Raw genomic sequence first — 16,992 nt, 5'->3', positions numbered from 1 at the left:
GCCACCTTCAGATGCTCGACCGCCGTGCGCAGCAGCAGCCGGAGATCCTGCGTCAGCGCTGTCTCAGCAGGGACCGGAATCCGATCTCGCGCAGGCGCAGATCGAGCTTTCGTTCGAGCCGCATCGCATGTGGGTCGATCTCAATCGCTCAGGTAGGCGCTATGCCGCACGTTGGCCGAGCAGAACACACGAAACTCGACGGGCTCCTCGCGCGGCGCCGCATCGACGACACCGCACGCATGCAGCACGTGCTGAAGCGCCGCGATGACCTGTCCGTCCGGGTCCTGATCGATCACGATATCCATGATGCCTGCTTCGATGTAGTCGCGATGCAGATCGAGCATTTCATGTCCGACCCACACGACATCGCGCGCCGCACCGGACTTGCGCAACGCTGCTTCGACGCCCGCCGAGCCATAGCCGCTGTTGTAAATCGCGCTAACGTCGCCCTTCCTGAGCGCGGCCGTCACCGCGTGATAACAGCGGTCGTCATCGTCGAATGTCTCGAACGTCTCGTGCTCGCATGTGAGGTGACCAAACGCTTCGCCTATCTGTGCACGACACCCGCCCATGCGATCGACGTGCGCCCGGTAATCCATGCGTCCGCCGAGCAGCAGAACGCGCCCGGGTCGGGTCGAGAGCCGGCCGATGTAATAGCCTGCGGTACGGCCCGCGCGCAGGTTGTCGATGCCCGCGTAGTGCAGCCGCGCAATGTCCGCGATGTCCGTCACCATCGTCACGACCGCTTCGTTCCGGTCGATGGCCGATGCCAGCGCGGCACGCACGCGCGCTGTGTCGTGCGTCGTCACGATGAGCGCCGCGCGCCGGTAGCGCGGCTGTGCGATGGCCGCGGTGATCGTGGTGTCGTCCGCGGGCGGCAGCGCCACGCGATGGACGATCACCCGCCGGTCGAGCATCTGCATGGCGCGTTGCAGCGCCTGATCGAGTCGTCTGAAGAACGGCGCGTCGCTGTCCGGCAGGAGCACGTCGACGTGAACGAGACCGTGCCGGGTTTCGGGCAGGAGACGCGGCAACGCGAGTTCCCGAGCCGCCGCGACGACGCGTTCGCGCGCAGCGGCGGACACGCTGCCGCGCTCGTTCAGGACGCGGTCGACCGTCGAAGGGCTGACGCCCGCCAGTTCTGCGATCTCCACGAAACGCGCGGTTCGCTTGCGTCGTGGGGAAGCGGACGGATTCGTCACGGCGGTCTCCAGGTAATTCGCGGCTCGTTGAGCGCGGTTTTTCACAAAGCTAGAAGATTGACGATAAATCGTCAATCTTCTCGTTGAGCAGCGCTCGGGGAGCGCTTATTTTTGATCCATGGACTCTCCGCGATGCGCCGGGACCCTTCCCGTCAGATCAGCAACCATCCCGGATGGGACCTGAGAAGCGCCAACTCTGGTCGACCAAGGAGACGCAAGTGTCGAATACATCGCAGCGGCATCAGGACTACCGGCTGATAGGTGGCGCGGGCGAGCGCGCGCAGGCGGCGGGGCTCGTCAATGCCGACTGGTACACGTGCGCAGTGCCGCGCCCTGTGATGAAGCAGTTGATGCAGCGCAACGACGCCCGCGCGATCCGCGACACGGCGCTCTGGTACACCGCGATCGTTGCGAGCGGCGCGCTCGCCGGATTCGCGTGGTTCCTGCATTCCTGGTGGGCGGTTCCGGCGTTCTTCCTCTACGGAACGCTCTACTGCAGTCCCGCCGATTCGCGCTGGCACGAGGCCGGACACGGCACGGCATTCAAGACCCGCTGGATGAACGACGCGCTGTATCAGGTCGCTTCATTCCAGGTGTTCCGTCGCGCGACCGTGTGGCGCTGGAGTCACGCGCGTCATCACACGGATACGCTGGTGGTCGGGCGCGATCCGGAAATCGCCGCGCCGCGGCCAACCGACTGGCTGGCACTTGCATCGAGCATCGTCGCGCTGAAGCAGGTTTCGAACGAGCTGCCGAAGATGTTCACCGCCGCGTTCGGAAGAATGAACGCCGACGACCGCACTTTCGTACCGGCTTCGGAATGGCCGAAGGTGTTTCGCGAAGCGCGTATCAGCCTCGCGATCTACGTCGTCGTGATCGGGGCGAGCGTGTATTTCCGCACGATCCTGCCTGTGCTCTTCATCGGCCTGCCGAGCCTGTACGGCGCGTGGCTCTATCTGTACTTCGGTCTCACGCAGCACGCGGGCATGCCCGAGAATGTGCTCGACCATCGCAGGAACTGCCGCACGGTGATGATGAATCCGGTGTTCCGCTTTCTTTACTGGAACATGAACTATCACGTCGAACACCACATGTTCCCGATGGTTCCATTTCATGCTTTGCCTCAACTGCACGAAGCGGTGAAGGCCGACATGCCGCCGCCGTATCGAAGCACCCTCGCCGCTTACGCCGAAATCATTCCGGCCCTGATGAAACAGACGCACGATCCGTCGTTCCATGTGGTGCGTCCGGTGCCATCGGCAAGCCAGGCCTGAAGACAACATACACAAGACAGGAGACACCCCGCCATGCCCCAATGGATCGATGCTGCCGCGCTCGACGACATCGAAGACGAAGACGTCATGCGATTCGACCACGCAGGCCAGACGTTCGCGATCTACCGCGTGGACGACGAGGTCTACGCAAGCGATGGACTGTGTACGCACGAACACGTCCATCTGAGCGACGGACTCGTGATGGATCATGTGATCGAATGCCCGAAGCACAACGGCCGCTTCGATATCCGCGATGGCCGCCCGCTTTGTGCGCCCGTCTGCGAGAAGCTCAGGACCTATCCCGCGCGGGTCGAAGGCGGACGCATTCTGATCGAAGTGTGATGCCATGACGAACGATCGCGTGATGGCGGTGGTGGGTGCAGGTCACGTCGGCGGCCGGGCCGCGCAGGCGCTGCGCGAATACGGCTGGCAAGGCGGCATTGCGCTGATCGGCGCGGAGCAGCACTTGCCCTATGAACGACCGCCGCTGTCGAAGGGTCTCCTGACCGGAGAGCGCGAGGTAGCCCAGTGTCAGTTGCGCCCGCCCGATGCGTGGCAGGAGGACAGTATCGAACACGTCGTCGCGAGAGTGAAGACGATCGATGCGTCCGCGCGCGAGGTGCTGCTCGAAGACGGCCGCGTGGTTTGCTACGAGGCCTTGCTTCTCGCGACAGGAGGACACGCGCGGCGTCTCACGATTCCCGGCGCCGGACTTCGTGGCGTCATCAGTCTGCGCACGCTCGACGACTCCGCCGCGATCGCGCAGCGACTCGTTCCTGATGCACGGGTCGTCATCATCGGAGGTGGCTTTATCGGCCTGGAAGTAGCCGCGTCCGCACGAATGCGCGGCTGCCGGGTATGCGTTCTGGAAGGAGCCCCGCGCCTGCTGGGACGTGCAGTGCCTGAGTCCATCGCCGCGCGCGTTCAGGCGTTGCACGAGCGCAATGGCGTCGACCTTCGCGTGAGCACCGCGCCGGCAGCCATCGAACAGATCTCCGACGGCACGCTCGCCGTGATGCTCGCCAACGGTGACACGCTGATCGCGGAGACGGTCGTAGTCGGCATCGGCATCGATCCCGCGGACGAACTGGCGCGTGCCGCGGGCCTCGACGTGCGGCGCGGCGTCGTCGTCAATGCGGAACTGGAGACGTCGGCGCCCGGCATTTTCGCGGCGGGCGACGTCGCCATTTTTCCCAGCCGGATCTCGGATCAGCCGATCCGTCAAGAAACGTGGCATAACGCGGAAACGCAGGCGCGCATCGCCGCGCACAACATGCTCGGCGCTCGCGAAAAGTACGACGGCGTGCCGTGGTTCTGGTCCGATCAATACGATCATCAACTGCAGGTGGCGGGCGAACCGGCGCTCGCCGACCATTCCGTCACCCGTATTCTCTCCGACCATGCCGAAATCCATTTCTATTTCGACGCGGACGACAGGCTGGTCGGTGCGAGCGGTTTCGGGCCGGTCAGCATGCTTGCGAAGGAAATGAAGCTGGCGCGGATGCTCGTCGAACGTGGTGCGTCGCCGGCGCCGGAGTCGCTCACAGATTCGAGCGTGAAACTCAAAGGACTGCTCTGAGGGGATGCAAGCGTTCAGGCGCAGCGACATCATCTCGCTCGCGCTGCCGCCGCGGCGCATGGCCGGCACGGCCGCAAGCGCTCGCTAGCTGAACCGGAGTTCCGTTCCCGGGCCAGCCGTCCGCGTCGAGACATGGACGCGCTGAAGCAACGCTTGCAGGTCGTCGATGTTGAAGGGCTTGGACAGGATGGTCACGCCTGCATGCTTCGCGCGCTCGAATTCCTCTGCATAGCCAGTCATCAGGGCAATCGCCTGATGCGGCCACGCGCGCCGCACTTTCTCCGCGACGTCGATCCCGTTGTTCAGGCCGGGCATCTGAATGTCCGAGAGAATCAGGTCGAATCGCTCGCCGTCTTCGAGCAACTGAAGCGCAGCGTCGCCGGTCAATTCGTGGCGCGCGCGCCAGCCGAACACTTCGAGCACGGCAGCGAGACCCGCCGCGACCTCGACGTTGTCTTCCACGAGCAGCACCGATCCCTGATTCGCGACCTCGGCCACATTCTCGGGCTTCGACAGATCGACCGCTTCCCGCCTCGCCTCGCCCGTCCAGCGGGGAAGAAAGAGGCGAATCGTCGTGCCACGGTCGACGACGCTGTCGACTCGCGCGGTGCCGCCCGCCTGCTCGCACATCGCGAACACCTGCGCGAGACCGAGGCCCGTGCCCGCGCTCGTCGCCTTGGTCGTGAAGAGCGGCTCGAATGCGCGCTGCGCGACCGCGGGGGGCATGCCGGATCCGTTATCCGAGCAGGCGATCACGACATAGTCACCCGGCTTCAGTCCGCTCGACGCCTGGAGCAAATGAACGTTCTCGCAGCGGATGACGAACTCGCCGCCTTCGGGCATCGCGTCCTTTGCGTTGACCGCGATGTTGATCAGCGCGGACTCGAGTTCAGTCGCATCGACATAGACGGGCCATACGGTCTCGGGCGCATGGAGCGTCAGCTCGACCTTTGCGCCGAGCGATGTCTCGATGAGCGACGCGGCATCGCCAAGCCAGCCGCTCAGTTGCGTGGCGTCCTCGCGCAACGGCTGCTTGCGCGCCACGCTCAGCAGCCTGCGCGCGAGCACCTCGGCCCCGACCGACGCGCGCTCGACGGCCGTCACTTCCTTCTCCAGGCCGTTAAAGCCCTTGCGCCGCGCGAGTTCCATGTTCGCCTTGACGACCATGAGCAGATTGTTGAAGTCGTGCGCGACGTTCGCCACGAGATTGCCGAGGGCGCCCATTCGCCGCATCTGACGGCTCGTCGCTTCCGCCGTCAGCCGCATGCCGACTTCGGTCCGCCATCGCTCCCACGCGGCCTGTTCCTCCTTGAGTCTGCGCAGCGAGAAGACGACGAGCAGCCAGATGCCCGTGCAGGGAATCAGCGTCGCGAGCGCGATGAGGCCGTCATGCTGCAGCCATCGGCTCGTCACCGCCGACACCGCGATGCCAGCCGTCACGTAGAGCGGATACGTGCCGACCTGCCGGTATGCCAGCAGCTTGTCGACGCCGTCGAGCGTCGAATCGATCCGGATGCGGTCGAATGCGCCTCTTCCTTCGATGGCCCTCGCCAAAGGAAGATTGCGTGCCGGTGCCGGTTTCACCCGGGGAGGCGGCGACCGGGCGAGGATGGCTCCGTCGCGGCGAAACAGGCCGAGCGTCAACGCGCTGTCCCGTGCCGCCAGTTCCTTATAGAAGGACAGAAAATAGTCCCGGCGCAGGGAGATGGTCACGAGCCCGAGAAAGCGGCCGTCGGCTGCGCGCCGGGCCGTGTTCGTCGTGAAGACATCAGTGCCGCTTATCGCGTCGCGCAACGGCATCGACACTTCCGTTTCGGAATCGCGCTTGAGCACCGCCTCGAAGTCGACCCGCCCGCGCACATTCACACGCGGGGCCGGGAAATAGTTGCTGCTCACGAGCAGGTCGCCGTTCTCGCCGAAGACGAAGATGCCTGCGATCTGCGGCAGACGCGCCGCCATCTCGCCCAGGATCTGATGAACCTCTTCCTGGCGCGAGAGCACCTGCTGGTCGTTATCGGAACCCAGCAGTTGCTCGATTCGCGACGACATCTCCCGGTTCAGGTCGAGCACCTTGACAGCATGTTCTTCGGCGACGCGCGCCAGGCGGTCGATAACCTCCGACGAATCGGAGAGCCGGCTCTCGTAGCCGACATATCCATAGCCGATGATGAAAAAGAGGGGCGTAACGATCGAGGCCAGCAGGACGACTATCAGGATGCGGCGCGTGGCGCCGAAGTCCCTCGGCGGGACCGGAATCTCCAACGCGGAACTGTCCAGCGCCGATACTTCTCGATGCTCGCTCATCACGGGTCCTGCAATCTTCGGAAGGCGAAGATTATCCAGACGGATGCGCCGCGTCAAACTGGATCAGAGGGGATTTCATTGCAAAAAACGGCCGCCGATACGCTTCTTCGCAATGTTTCGTCAGCGCAATGACGCATACGCGCTCGTCTTGCCGCGTCCATATCGAATCGCTTCTTATTACGGCCCCATTTCCCGGCGACGAAAGGCGGGAGCACGACCGGTCGGTCTGGCCTTCGGCGCTCTAAATTGACGGCTTCAGACGTGCATTGCGCAGCATCTTGAAGGCCGCCCGCACCTCGTCTTTTCGTCCCTTGTGCAGCCAGCGCACGGCTTCGTCCACGGCGTGTTTGTCGGCTGCGCGCGCGGCCATGCGCCGGACCACGGCTTCGCTGGCGACCACGTCGTCGAGCTTGCCGAGCGTCGCGCGTGCGGCGAGCAGCCGTTCCATGGTGTGCCGGTGTCTTTGCACGAGAACCGGCGAAAACAGTTCGATCAGACATTGCAGCCTGCCGGCCGCCTCGCCGATGCCGCGCAGTGTCTTGGCATCGACGCGCTTCATTCTCGCGAGACGCGCTTCCTTCCTGGTGAGCGCATCGTCGGCCTGACAGACGCGTGCGAGCGCAAATTCTTCGAGCGTCTGATCGACCTCGCGGGTTTCGAGGCATCGACGCGCATCGGCGAGTGCGCGCCGCAACACCACGTCGATCGCCGCCTTGCGGATCGCGCGGCAACTCGAGATCGAAGCGTCCCGCCGCTCGTCGTCGATCGTCCGTACGACGGGAGCGAAGCGCGCGCCGCCTTTGCGCGCGCGGAACAGCAGTCCGCACGCCGCGTCCAGTTCGTAGGGTTCGCCGGCGATGTCGGCGAGCCGCCTGAATCGCTTCCGGATGAGACGCGCGTGCTTCTCGTCGAGCAGCGGATCGAAGGCCCACCAGATCGCATGTAGGCGGCGCAGCGTCGTGCACAGCCGGTGCAGGGCGTCCGCATCGGAGTGCGCATTAAGCGATTCAGTCTGTTGCAGCGCGTCGCTCGCGAGTGGCGCCGTGAGCATCACGAACGCATCGGCGACGGGCTGCTCGCCAAGCCGGAGCGATATCGAACGGCGACTGCGCGCGGCTTGGCGGGATGTCGCCTGGGCAGCGGGCGTGTGCGGCATTGCTGCCGTCGCGGTGGCTGGTGCAAGGTTCAATGGCATCGCCTCAGAATTGCGCGGTGTCGCACGACGGCTCGTATTGTGTTGTGATGCCGTCGTGCATGAAGTCAGAGCTTCCCCGTTTTGCTGCCTGTGACCATAACCATGTTCGATGTCAGAAATGTGACGGCTCGGCGACTTTGCAAGCCGCTCGTGCTCAGGTATTCGACGGCCGTCCTGTCTTGACCGCTTCGAGCGCGCCGACGGCCGCGATCAGCCGCTTGGCGGGCACCGCGTCCAGCATGGCCAGCGCGGCACGAAGCAGTTCGCTCTTCTTCACGCGAACGCCACCATCGAGGCACTTCTGCTTTAATGAAGCGATCCTTGCATACTCGGACTTCGGCATCGTGAAGCTGTCGCGCACCACTTTTTCCTTCCTGGCACGCTTGGCTTTTGCTTCGGCCGGCGCGGGCGTTGCGGCGGTCTCGCTTTTCTCCGCGACCTTCGATGGCGAAACCACTACGACCTCGGGCGATTTGGCCTTTGCCGTCGCCGCCGGCTCGGGTTTGGTCGCTGATTTCCGTGCCGCCCGGCGGGGCGTCTGGGATGTATTCTTCGGCGCTTTCTTTGCAGGTGCAGCCATCCGTTTCTCCTGATCTCCTTTTTGGAAGAAAAGAGTATATACAGTTTCGAGAGCGAGGCAGGGAAACAGTCGCGCGCTCGAGTCCGTGAATACCCGAAGGCTTGTACGCGCGATCACGCGTGACAAGCCTTCGCGCATGCGTCAGTCAGCGCCGTTGCAACGCGGAACGCTTACTTGCCGTGATCATGGTCGTGATCGTCGTTATCCGGTCCGCAGACGTCCCCGCCATGCAGGCGATCGCGTCGACTGCCCGGAAGGCGCTGCGCCACGTACGCCGGCAAGTCCGCCGCATCGACGGCGAACACGAAGAACTGGTTTGGATTGTCGATGCCGCTCGCGTGATTGCTGTCCGTCACCGTGCCGAGGAAGTCATTGTCGTTCGCGATGAAGAGCGTGTGCTTGAGCGTCCCGCCGATGTCAATGTCGGGACCGAACGCAAGGCTTTCGAGCTTCGCGGGAATGTCCGTCGGCTTGACGCCGTACGCCGTGAGCGCCGCGACCACATCGAGGAAGAGCGTCTTTTTCACCGCATAGGGCGCAAGCCCGGCCGCACCGCTCGCCTGACTTACGTCCGCTGCGCCCGACAGATCGATGTGAAAGACCTGCTTGAACGCAGCGGTGGAATTGTCGCCGAGGCCTTTGCCGTCGCGCTCGTCCATCAGCAGTTCGTGGTCGTTGACGGCGACGACATCGCTGATGGTCGGATACTTCGGCTTGCCGATCGTGCCAATGTTCGTGAGCGGATACGTATTGCGTCGCCTTGCCGCTGCGCACATCGATCCGCACGATGCGCGTATAGGCGCCGTCCGTGCCGCCATCCTGAATCAACGGGCTTTGCATCGCGCCGAAGAGCGTGTTGCCGTCGGGCGAGATCGCGAGGCCTTCCATGCCCTTGTTCGCCACCCTGCCCGATGTATTCACGCTGATCTCGCTCTCGCCCATGGGCGAGAGCGTCGACACGGCGAAGGACTGCGGCACGGCATAGACGCCAGTACGCTCACCGCTCTTCCGGTCAAATCGGTACACGTACGGGCCGTACTCGTCCGAGATGAAGACGCTAGCGCCGTCGCTGCTCACGCGGATGCTTTCCGGATCGAATCGCCCGTCGCGAGCGTACGTCGACAGGCGCGCCGGATCGAAGTTGTCCGAGCGCCCGGTGAAGTAATGTGTGTGATGCAAAGCGTTGAGCGCGGGCGCGCCATTCGCGACGTTCTCGGCCGCGCCGCCGCCGTAGGCGAGCGGCTCGCGCGCATGAAGCAGTGTGGTGTCGACGAGCTTCGGCGTGAGCGTGTACGGCAGCGACGCACCCTTGGCAGGCGCGAGGCGCAGGCTCAGCGTCTGGAAGCGATTGATGTACGAGGCGGTGTCGTCGATGGCGCTGTTGTACGGGATGGCATTCGGGCCGCGATCGGGAACGGCCAGGAATGTGTCGCAGCCCGCGTACGCGAGGCCGGAACCCAGGCCGCCCAGCAGGTTGCCGGGCGCGCCGTTTTCGAGGGGACCTGCGGTCGAGCGTGATCGATCGAACGACATGCCGCTCAGTTGACCGATCGCGATCAGATCGACTTTGGCAAAGGCGGGCGTGGATACGGCTGCGGCGCCCAACGCAAGCGACAATGCGACAGACGGGGCGAATACTCGGCTCAGGACCACGGACATCTCCTTTTGGATCGACGAATGGAAAGCGCGTCTGGCGGCTCGCGCAATGCGACGAGCCGGGTGCCTGCTCCCTCGGCAGGCGGACCAGCAGCGATCTTCAGTGACCCGTGTGTCGGATATGTGACATGTGATGCGAGCGTTTTCCGTACGGCATGCGCGCCGCCAGTCAGGCGAGCCCTCGAACCGCGCATGCGCGCCTGATCATTCCTCCATCGCTTTTTCCAGCACCGCGCGAAGTTTCGGCGTGCAGGCAATCACGCGATTGCCTTTCGCGAGGCATTCCTCAGTCAGGAAGTCGTTGACCCATCCGCCCGCTTCCTCGACGATCAGAACCGCCGCTGCTGCATCCCAGGAATTGATATGCAGCTCGCAATACGCGTCCTGCCGTCCCATCGCGACATACGCGAGTCCCAACGCGCCCGAGCCGCGCCGCTTGATTCCCGCTCCGAGGTCGTTGACACGCTGCATGAGCGCCGCGTAGCGCTCGAACGGCACGCGCGTCGACCAGCCCAGTTCGACGACCGACTGCCGGATGTCGTCGATCGGGCTCACCTTGATGGCCTGCCCGTTCAGCGTTGCGCCCTTCCCTCGTTGCGCGACGAAGAGTTCGTCGAGCATCGGGTCGTACAGCACGCCGATCTCGGCGCGGCCGTCCCGCACGAATGCAATCGATACGCAAAAGTAAGGCACGCCCCGCGCGAAGTCCGCGGTGCCGTCGATCGGGTCGACGATCCATACGTCGCGTCCAAACGAGCCGCCGCTTTCCTCGCCGAAGAACGCGTCGTCGGGGAACGCTTCGGACAGACGTCCGGCGATCAGCCGCTCGACTTCGCCATCGGTCTCGGTCAGGTAGTCCTGCGGGCCCTTGAACCTGAGCGTCAACGCCTCGTCGCGCGCCAGAAAGCGGTCGCGTGCGACACGCCCCGCTTCCCGCGCGATGGCGCAAGCCGCCAGAAATCGAAGATGCATCGAAGCGTCGGTCATGTGATCCCTCGGGCAGGTGAAGGCTGCGGAACAGATGCCGCAGTCAGCGAAATGAGGCATCGATCTTAGCATCGCACTTCTTCAGAACGACACGCTCCTCACAAGCGTTCATCGACGCGCACGCGGTCCTCTCGGCTTGGTCGTCCCGGCGAGCACTTCCTCGTGTTCCTTGCGAAGCACATCGACGAACGCCATCGCCAGCCGTTCACGCGGACGGTGCGGCGGAAACAGCAAGTAGGTCGAAAACAGCACGTTCGGCGAAAACGGCCGGATTGCGATTTCCGGTCCCGCGAAATCCCGCGCGACGACAGGATGCGCAAGCGTCAGTCCCATGCCGCAACGCACCATCTCGCAGCAGATGGCCGCGTACTGCGCCTCGATGGCGAGCACGCGCTGCACGCCGGCGCGCTCGAACACTTCGTCCATCTGCATGCGCGTGCCGTCGCCGTGGCACAGCGAGATGAACGGCTCGCCGGCGAAGTCGGCGGGCTTGAGCGTCGCCTTCTTCGCGAGCCGGTGATCGGCCGGCATCACTGCGACCGCCGGCACCTTCGAGAGCAGTTCCACCTCGCAATTGGACGCCTCGCTGATGTACACCGCGACGCCCAGATCGCAGAACTGGGAAGCCGTCCAGTGATTCACGGTGCCCGACGTGTTCACGTGCAGCGATACCGTCACCTCCGGATAGAGCGCCTGAAAGCGGTTGATCGCATGCGGCACGAGCGTCATGCCCGCCGAGGGCATCGCCGCGATTCGCAGCCGCCCGCTACCCAGATTGCGAATCTGTGCGGCCGCGTTGGCGAGCCCTTGCAGGCCCACATAGGCGCGCTCGACTTCGCGGAAGAACGCATTGCCCTCGCTCGTCGGTATGAGCCGCACGCCGCTGCGCTGAAAGAGCCGCAAGCCCGTTTCGCGTTCGAGCTGAGAGATGAGCCGGCTCACGTTCGGCTGCGACGTGAAGAGCTCCTTGGCGGCCGCGGTCATCGAACCGGCCACCATGACGGCGCGAAACGCCTCTATATGCTTCAGGTTCATCGCGTTCAACCCATATCAACCAAGTATGGATAGTTATTTTATTCGTATTGGACGATATGGGTCGATCGCGCCAATATTGCCTTACGGACGGTAACCCCACGCCACGTTCGCGAACCCCACATCGAATGGAGAAGTGTTCATGAATAAAGTGCAGCACCGCCGCCGCTTTTCTGCGCGAACGTTGACCGCCGCGCTCGGCCTCGCCGGCGCGCTCTTCGGGCCGGCTCTCGCCCACGCCGAAACCACGCTCTACGTCGCCAACGTGGGGGGCTCCAACGAACAGCTCTACCGCCAGAAAATCATCCCGCCGTTCGAAAAGACCCATGACGTCAAGATCGTCTATGTCGCCGGCAACTCCAGCGACACGCTCGCCAAGCTCCAGGCGCAGAAAGGCCATCAGCAGATCAACGTCGCGGTGATGGACGACGGCCCCATGTATCAGGCGATGCAGCTCGGCCTGTGCGCGAAGGTCGACGAAGCGCCGGTCATGAAGGACCTGTATCCGCTCGCGCGGCTCGGCGCGACGTCGGTCGGCGTGGGGATGGTGGCGACCGGCATCGGCTACAACGAGGAGGCGTTCAAGAAGCTCGGCCTGCCCGCGCCGGATTCGTGGCAGGTGCTCACCGACAAGCGCCTGAAGGGCAAGCTCGGCGTGCCGCCGATCACGAACACCTATGGCCTGCACACGCTCGTCATGCTGGCGCGCATGAACGGCGGCGGCGAAAAGAACATCGATCCGGGCTTCACGGCGATGACCAAGCAGGTCGCGCCCGACGTGCTCTCGTGGGCCCCGACGCCCGGCGAAATGGACGGCCTGATGCAAAGCGGCGACGTGATCCTCGCGCCGTACGGCAGCGGCCGCGCGGTCGCGTTGCAGAACACCGGCTTCCCGCTCAAGTTCGTCTATCCGAAGGAAGGCGGCGTCGCGCTGCAGGTCGCCGCGTGCGCGGTGGCGGAAAACGCGCAGCCGCAACTGTCGCAGCAGTTCGTACAGTATTTGCTGAGTCCGGAAGTGCAGGCGATGCAGGCACAGGCCATCGGCCTCGGCCCGGTCAACAAGACGGTCAAGCTCGCGCCCGAAATCGCCGCGCGCGTGCCGTACGGTCCGGAACAAATCGGCAAGCTGACGGCGATGGACTGGACGACGGTCAACCAGCATCGCACGGAGTGGACGGAGCGCTGGAACCGTTCCGTCGAACGATAAGCGACACGGCGGACGGCGCGCCTCGCACCGATCCGCCGGATTCCATGCCCCCACGGACCCGACGCCCATGACCTTCCTCACACTCAAAGGCATCTCGAAGCGCTACGGCGACTACACCGCCATCGAGCACATCGACCTTACGGTCGAGCGCGGCGAGTTCCTGTCGCTGCTGGGACCTTCCGGCTGCGGCAAGACCACGACCCTGCAGATGATCGCCGGCTTCGTCGCACCGAGCGCAGGCAGCGTGATGCTCGACGGCCGCGACATCACGAACGAGCGCCCCGAAAAGCGCGGCATGGGCGTCGTGTTCCAGAGCTACGCCCTCTTTCCGCACATGACGGTGGCGGGCAATGTCGGCTTCGGTCTCGAGATGCGCAAGGTGAAGCGTGCCGACCGCGCGGAGCGCGTCGCCGAAGCGCTCGATCTCGTGCGGCTGAAAGGGCTCGATGCGCGCTATCCCAAAGAGCTGTCGGGCGGCCAGCGCCAGCGCGTGGCAATTGCCCGCGCGATCGCCATGCGCCCCGAACTGCTGCTGCTCGACGAACCCATGTCGAATCTCGATGCCAAGCTGCGCGAGGAAATGCACATCGAACTGCGCGCAATCCAGCGGCGGCTCGGCATCACGACGATTCTCGTCACGCACGACCAGGTCGAGGCGATGACGATGAGCGACCGCATCGCCGTGATGTATCGCGGCCGGATCGCGCAGCTTTCCACGCCGTTCGAGGCCTACGAGCGTCCGGAGACGCCTTTTGCCTCAAGTTTCCTCGGCAAGACCAACACGTTCGCGGGTGAAGTCATGCGGCGCAATCCGCGCTGCGCCGAAGTCGACGTCGCCGGGACCACGCTGAAGGTGCCGCACGAAGGCCGCGCGGTCGATGGCGCCGTGCACGTCTACATCCGTCCGGAGAAAGTGCGGCTTGCCAACGGCGATGAGCGCATGCGCGGGCGCATTGCGACGCGCGTGTTCGTCGGCAACCAGTGGCTGCTCGAAATCGAGACCGGCCTCGGCACACTGCGCGTCGCGCAGCCGAATCTGGGCGCGCCGCCGCCTTCGGAAGGCGACGAAGTCGGCGTGTTCTGGACCGACGACGACCTGCGCATGCTCGAACGGGAGAGCGCCCATGGCAACGCTTGACGACACCCGACCGGGCGCAGCGCCGTGGCTGCTCTCCGCGCCCGCGCTCCTGCTGTTCGGCACCCTGCTCCTGGTTCCGCTCGTGCTGACCCTCGTGCTTTCGTTCCGCGTCTTCAGCGACGTGGGCGGCGTGGGCGGCGTGGGCGGCGTGCAGGTAGCGTACACGCTGAAGAACTACGTCGAAGTCGTGACCGATCCCTACTACGGGACGATCTTCCTGCGCACGGCGATGCTCGCCGTTTCGGTGACGCTGCTCTCCGTTCTCCTCGGCGTGCCGGAAACGATCGTGCTCGCGCGGATGAAGCGGCCCTGGCAGTCGCTGTGCCTGCTCGTGGTGCTCGGGCCGCTGCTGATCTCGGTCGTGGTGCGCACGCTCGGCTGGCAGATCCTGCTCGGCAACAACGGCGTGCTCAATAACGCACTGCAGGCGCTGCACATCACCTCCGAACCGGTGCGCCTCGTCTTCACGATGACGGGCATGGTCATCGCGCTCACGCACGTGCTCGTGCCGTTCATGGTGATGTCGGTCTGGGCGACGCTGCAAAAGCTCGACCCGCAGGTCGAGTGGGCCGGTCTCTCGCTTGGCGGGTCGTCGTTCACGGTGTTCCGGCGCGTGGTGCTGCCGCAGATCATGCCAGGCGTGCTGTCGGGTTCGATTATCGTGTTCGCGCTCTCGGCTTCCGCCTTTGCGACGCCCGCGCTGATCGGCGGACGGCGTCTGAAGGTGGTCGCGACTGCCGCCTACGACGAGTTCCTCGGCACGCTCAACTGGCCGCTCGGGGCGAGCATCGCGGTGCTGCTGCTGATCGCCAACGTCGCGATCGTGACGGGCTGCAGCAAGCTCGCCGAGCGGCGGTTCAAGCATATTTTCGACTGACGGAGCCGAGGCGCACATGAAGCAAAACGGATTCTGGGGCCTGCTCTTCAACGCGTTCTTTCTCGCGTTCATCCTCGCGCCGCTCGTCGTCGTGATGCTGGTCGCGTTCACGGACAAGGGCTTTATCTCGATGCCGTTCGACGGCGCGTCGCTACGCTGGTTCAGGGCGATCGTCGAGAACGGCGACATCGCCGCGGCGTTCTGGTTGTCGGTGCGGCTCGCGTTCGCGGCCGCGACGATCGGCGTCGTGCTCGCCGTGCCCGCGGCGCTCGCCATCGCGCGCTATCGCTTCCCCGGACGCGCCGCGCTGATGAGCTTCTTCCTCTCGCCGATGATGATTCCCGCAGTCGTGCTCGGCATCGCGTTCCTGCGTTTTCTGTCGCTCCTGCATCTGAGCGGCTCGTTCTGGGCGCTAACGGCGACGCACGTGATCGTCGTGCTGCCGTATGCGCTGCGGCTCGCGCTGTCGTCGGCGGTCGGGCTGGATCGCGATGCCGAGCGTGCCGCGCTCTCCTGCGGAGCGAGCCGCTTCACGGCGTTTCGGCGCGTGGTGCTGCCGATGATCCGCACGGGTGTGGCGGGTGGCTGGGTGCTCTCGTTCATCCAGAGTTTCGACGAGCTGACGATGACCATCTTCGTCGCGACGCCCGGCACGACCACGCTGCCCGTCGCCATGTACAACCAGATCGCGCAGACGATCGATCCGCTCGTCGCTTCGGTGTCGGCGGTGATGATCGTGGGCACGGTCGTGCTGATGGTGCTGCTCGACCGGATGGTCGGACTCGACCGCATTCTTATCGGAGAAGCTCGATGAAAGGCAATACATCCGCAAGCCCGGACGTGCTCGTGCTCGGGGGCGGACTGGTCGGATCGGCAGTTGCGTATGGCCTCGCCCGCGAAGGCGCGTCGGTGACGGTGGTCGATCAGGACGACGGCGGCTTTCGCGCGTCGCGCGGCAACTTCGGGCTCGTCTGGATTCAGGGCAAGGGCTACGGACTCACGCCTTACGCGCGCTGGTCGCGCAGTTCCGCGACGCGCTGGCCCGCGCTCGCGTCAACGCTTCTGGACGAAACCGGCGTCGATGTCGCGCTGCGACAGCCGGGCGGCTTTCACCTTTGCTTCTCCGACGACGAACTGGCCGAGCGCGAGAAGCGCCTCTCGACATTGCAGGCCGAACTGGGCGGCGACTATCCGTATCAACTGCTCGACGCGCGCGAACTGCGCGACCTGCTGCCGGCAATCGGGCCGGAAGTGGTCGGCGCGAGCTACACGCCGATGGACGGCCACGTCAATCCGCTCAAGCTGCTGCGTGCGCTGCACGCGGGCATGCAGCGCCGCGGCGTGCGGCTCGCGAGCGGCGACGGCGCCGAGCGCATCGTGCCGGAGGCCGGTGGATTCGTCGTGCATGGCAAGCGCGGCGTGTGGCGTGCGCCGCGCGTCGTGCTGTGTGCCGGCCTCGGCAATCGCGCGCTCGCGCCGCAAGTGGGACTGCATGCGCCCGTCGCGCCGAATCGCGGACAGGTGCTCGTGAGCGAACGCGTCGCGCCGTTCCTGCACCATCCGACCATCAACGTGCGCCAGACTGACGAAGGTACCGTGCAATTCGGCGATTCGATGGAAGAAGTCGGCTACAACGACTTCACCACCACCCATGTGCTCTCGAACATCGCGCAACGCGGCGTGCGTGCATTTCCCCTTCTGAAGAACGTGCGGCTCGTGCGGACCTGGGCCGCGTTGCGCGTCTACAGCCCGGACGGCTTCCCCATCTACGACGAATCGGCGCGGCATCCGGGCGCGTTCGTCGTGACCTGCCACAGCGGCGTCACGCTCGCGGCGGCGCACGCGATGCGCATTGCGTCGTGGATCGCGGGCGGCGCGATGCCCGAAGAAATCCCGGCCTTCACCGGCAGTCGCTTCGCCGGTGCCCGCGCCGAACTGACACCCGCACATTGAATCCAATC

At 64.9% G+C, this 16,992-nt stretch carries 14 protein-coding genes and 1 pseudogene; 8 read left to right on the top strand and 7 right to left on the bottom strand.

Annotated features, from left to right (window positions below):
- Positions 1 to 140: 140 nt before the first annotated feature.
- Complete coding sequence (locus tag AWB81_RS14585; RefSeq protein WP_062636457.1) at positions 141 to 1,202, bottom strand: LacI family DNA-binding transcriptional regulator; 1,062 nt, start codon at positions 1,200 to 1,202, stop codon at positions 141 to 143.
- Positions 1,203 to 1,420: 218 nt separating this feature from the next.
- On the opposite strand from AWB81_RS14585, the gene AWB81_RS14580 reads away from it, so the two are divergent.
- From AWB81_RS14580 to AWB81_RS14570, 3 genes are read left to right on the top strand one after another with little or no spacing between them, the layout of a single operon-like run.
- A complete protein-coding gene (locus tag AWB81_RS14580) occupies positions 1,421 to 2,476 on the top strand; it encodes a fatty acid desaturase family protein (RefSeq protein ID WP_235025802.1) in 1,056 nt (351 codons plus the stop codon).
- A 33-nt stretch (positions 2,477 to 2,509) separates the two neighbouring features.
- The gene (locus AWB81_RS14575; protein WP_062636453.1) at positions 2,510 to 2,818 is read left to right on the top strand and encodes a non-heme iron oxygenase ferredoxin subunit; all 309 of its coding nucleotides are present in this window, start codon (positions 2,510 to 2,512) and stop codon (positions 2,816 to 2,818) included.
- A 4-nt stretch (positions 2,819 to 2,822) separates the two neighbouring features.
- Positions 2,823 to 4,055, top strand: a complete 1,233-nt coding sequence (locus AWB81_RS14570; protein ID WP_062636451.1) for an NAD(P)/FAD-dependent oxidoreductase — start codon at positions 2,823 to 2,825, stop codon at positions 4,053 to 4,055.
- Positions 4,056 to 4,139: 84 nt separating this feature from the next.
- Here the strand turns inward: AWB81_RS14570 and AWB81_RS14565 are convergent, their stop codons facing one another.
- From AWB81_RS14565 to AWB81_RS14540, 6 genes and pseudogenes are all read right to left on the bottom strand, one after another.
- Positions 4,140 to 6,359 carry a hybrid sensor histidine kinase/response regulator family protein gene (locus AWB81_RS14565; RefSeq protein ID WP_062636449.1) on the bottom strand — a complete coding sequence of 740 codons (2,220 nt, stop codon included), beginning with the start codon at positions 6,357 to 6,359 and terminating at the stop codon, positions 4,140 to 4,142.
- Positions 6,360 to 6,600: 241 nt separating this feature from the next.
- Entirely contained in the window at positions 6,601 to 7,554 is a 954-nt protein-coding gene (locus AWB81_RS14560; protein ID WP_235025801.1) for a CHAD domain-containing protein, read from the bottom strand.
- Positions 7,555 to 7,708: 154 nt separating this feature from the next.
- A complete protein-coding gene (locus AWB81_RS14555) occupies positions 7,709 to 8,272 on the bottom strand; it encodes a hypothetical protein (RefSeq protein WP_327372196.1) in 564 nt (187 codons plus the stop codon).
- A gap of 32 nt (positions 8,273 to 8,304) precedes the next feature.
- Positions 8,305 to 9,667, bottom strand: a pseudogene (locus tag AWB81_RS14550) (esterase-like activity of phytase family protein).
- A gap of 327 nt (positions 9,668 to 9,994) precedes the next feature.
- Positions 9,995 to 10,777 carry an inositol monophosphatase family protein gene (locus AWB81_RS14545; protein ID WP_062636445.1) on the bottom strand — a complete coding sequence of 261 codons (783 nt, stop codon included), beginning with the start codon at positions 10,775 to 10,777 and terminating at the stop codon, positions 9,995 to 9,997.
- Between the two features lie 108 nt (positions 10,778 to 10,885).
- Positions 10,886 to 11,812, bottom strand: coding sequence for a LysR substrate-binding domain-containing protein (locus AWB81_RS14540; RefSeq protein ID WP_062636598.1), 927 nt, complete (start codon positions 11,810 to 11,812; stop codon positions 10,886 to 10,888).
- Between the two features lie 139 nt (positions 11,813 to 11,951).
- Between AWB81_RS14540 and AWB81_RS14535 the strand changes: the two genes are divergently transcribed.
- The 5 genes from AWB81_RS14535 (at position 11,952) to AWB81_RS14515 (ending at position 16,984) form a co-directional block, all read left to right on the top strand.
- The gene (locus tag AWB81_RS14535; RefSeq protein WP_062636443.1) at positions 11,952 to 13,016 is read left to right on the top strand and encodes an ABC transporter substrate-binding protein; all 1,065 of its coding nucleotides are present in this window, start codon (positions 11,952 to 11,954) and stop codon (positions 13,014 to 13,016) included.
- Between the two features lie 67 nt (positions 13,017 to 13,083).
- The gene (locus AWB81_RS14530) at positions 13,084 to 14,154 is read left to right on the top strand and encodes an ABC transporter ATP-binding protein (protein WP_062636442.1); all 1,071 of its coding nucleotides are present in this window, start codon (positions 13,084 to 13,086) and stop codon (positions 14,152 to 14,154) included.
- Positions 14,141 to 15,031 (top strand): ABC transporter permease, encoded by an 891-nt coding sequence (locus AWB81_RS14525; RefSeq protein ID WP_062636441.1) that lies wholly within the window; start codon positions 14,141 to 14,143, stop codon positions 15,029 to 15,031. The genes AWB81_RS14530 and AWB81_RS14525 overlap by 14 nt, the downstream gene beginning before the upstream one ends.
- Before the next feature lie 16 nt (positions 15,032 to 15,047).
- Complete coding sequence (locus tag AWB81_RS14520) at positions 15,048 to 15,845, top strand: ABC transporter permease (protein ID WP_062636440.1); 798 nt, start codon at positions 15,048 to 15,050, stop codon at positions 15,843 to 15,845.
- Positions 15,842 to 16,984: an NAD(P)/FAD-dependent oxidoreductase gene (locus AWB81_RS14515; RefSeq protein WP_062636439.1), complete on the top strand. Its 1,143-nt coding sequence runs from the start codon at positions 15,842 to 15,844 to the stop codon at positions 16,982 to 16,984. The genes AWB81_RS14520 and AWB81_RS14515 overlap by 4 nt, the downstream gene beginning before the upstream one ends.
- Positions 16,985 to 16,992 lie beyond the last annotated feature (8 nt).

Origin of the sequence: Caballeronia arationis (assembly GCF_001544975.2) — a bacterium.
Lineage (GTDB): Bacteria > Pseudomonadota > Gammaproteobacteria > Burkholderiales > Burkholderiaceae > Caballeronia > Caballeronia arationis.
This window is presented reverse-complemented; position numbering and strand designations above follow the sequence as displayed.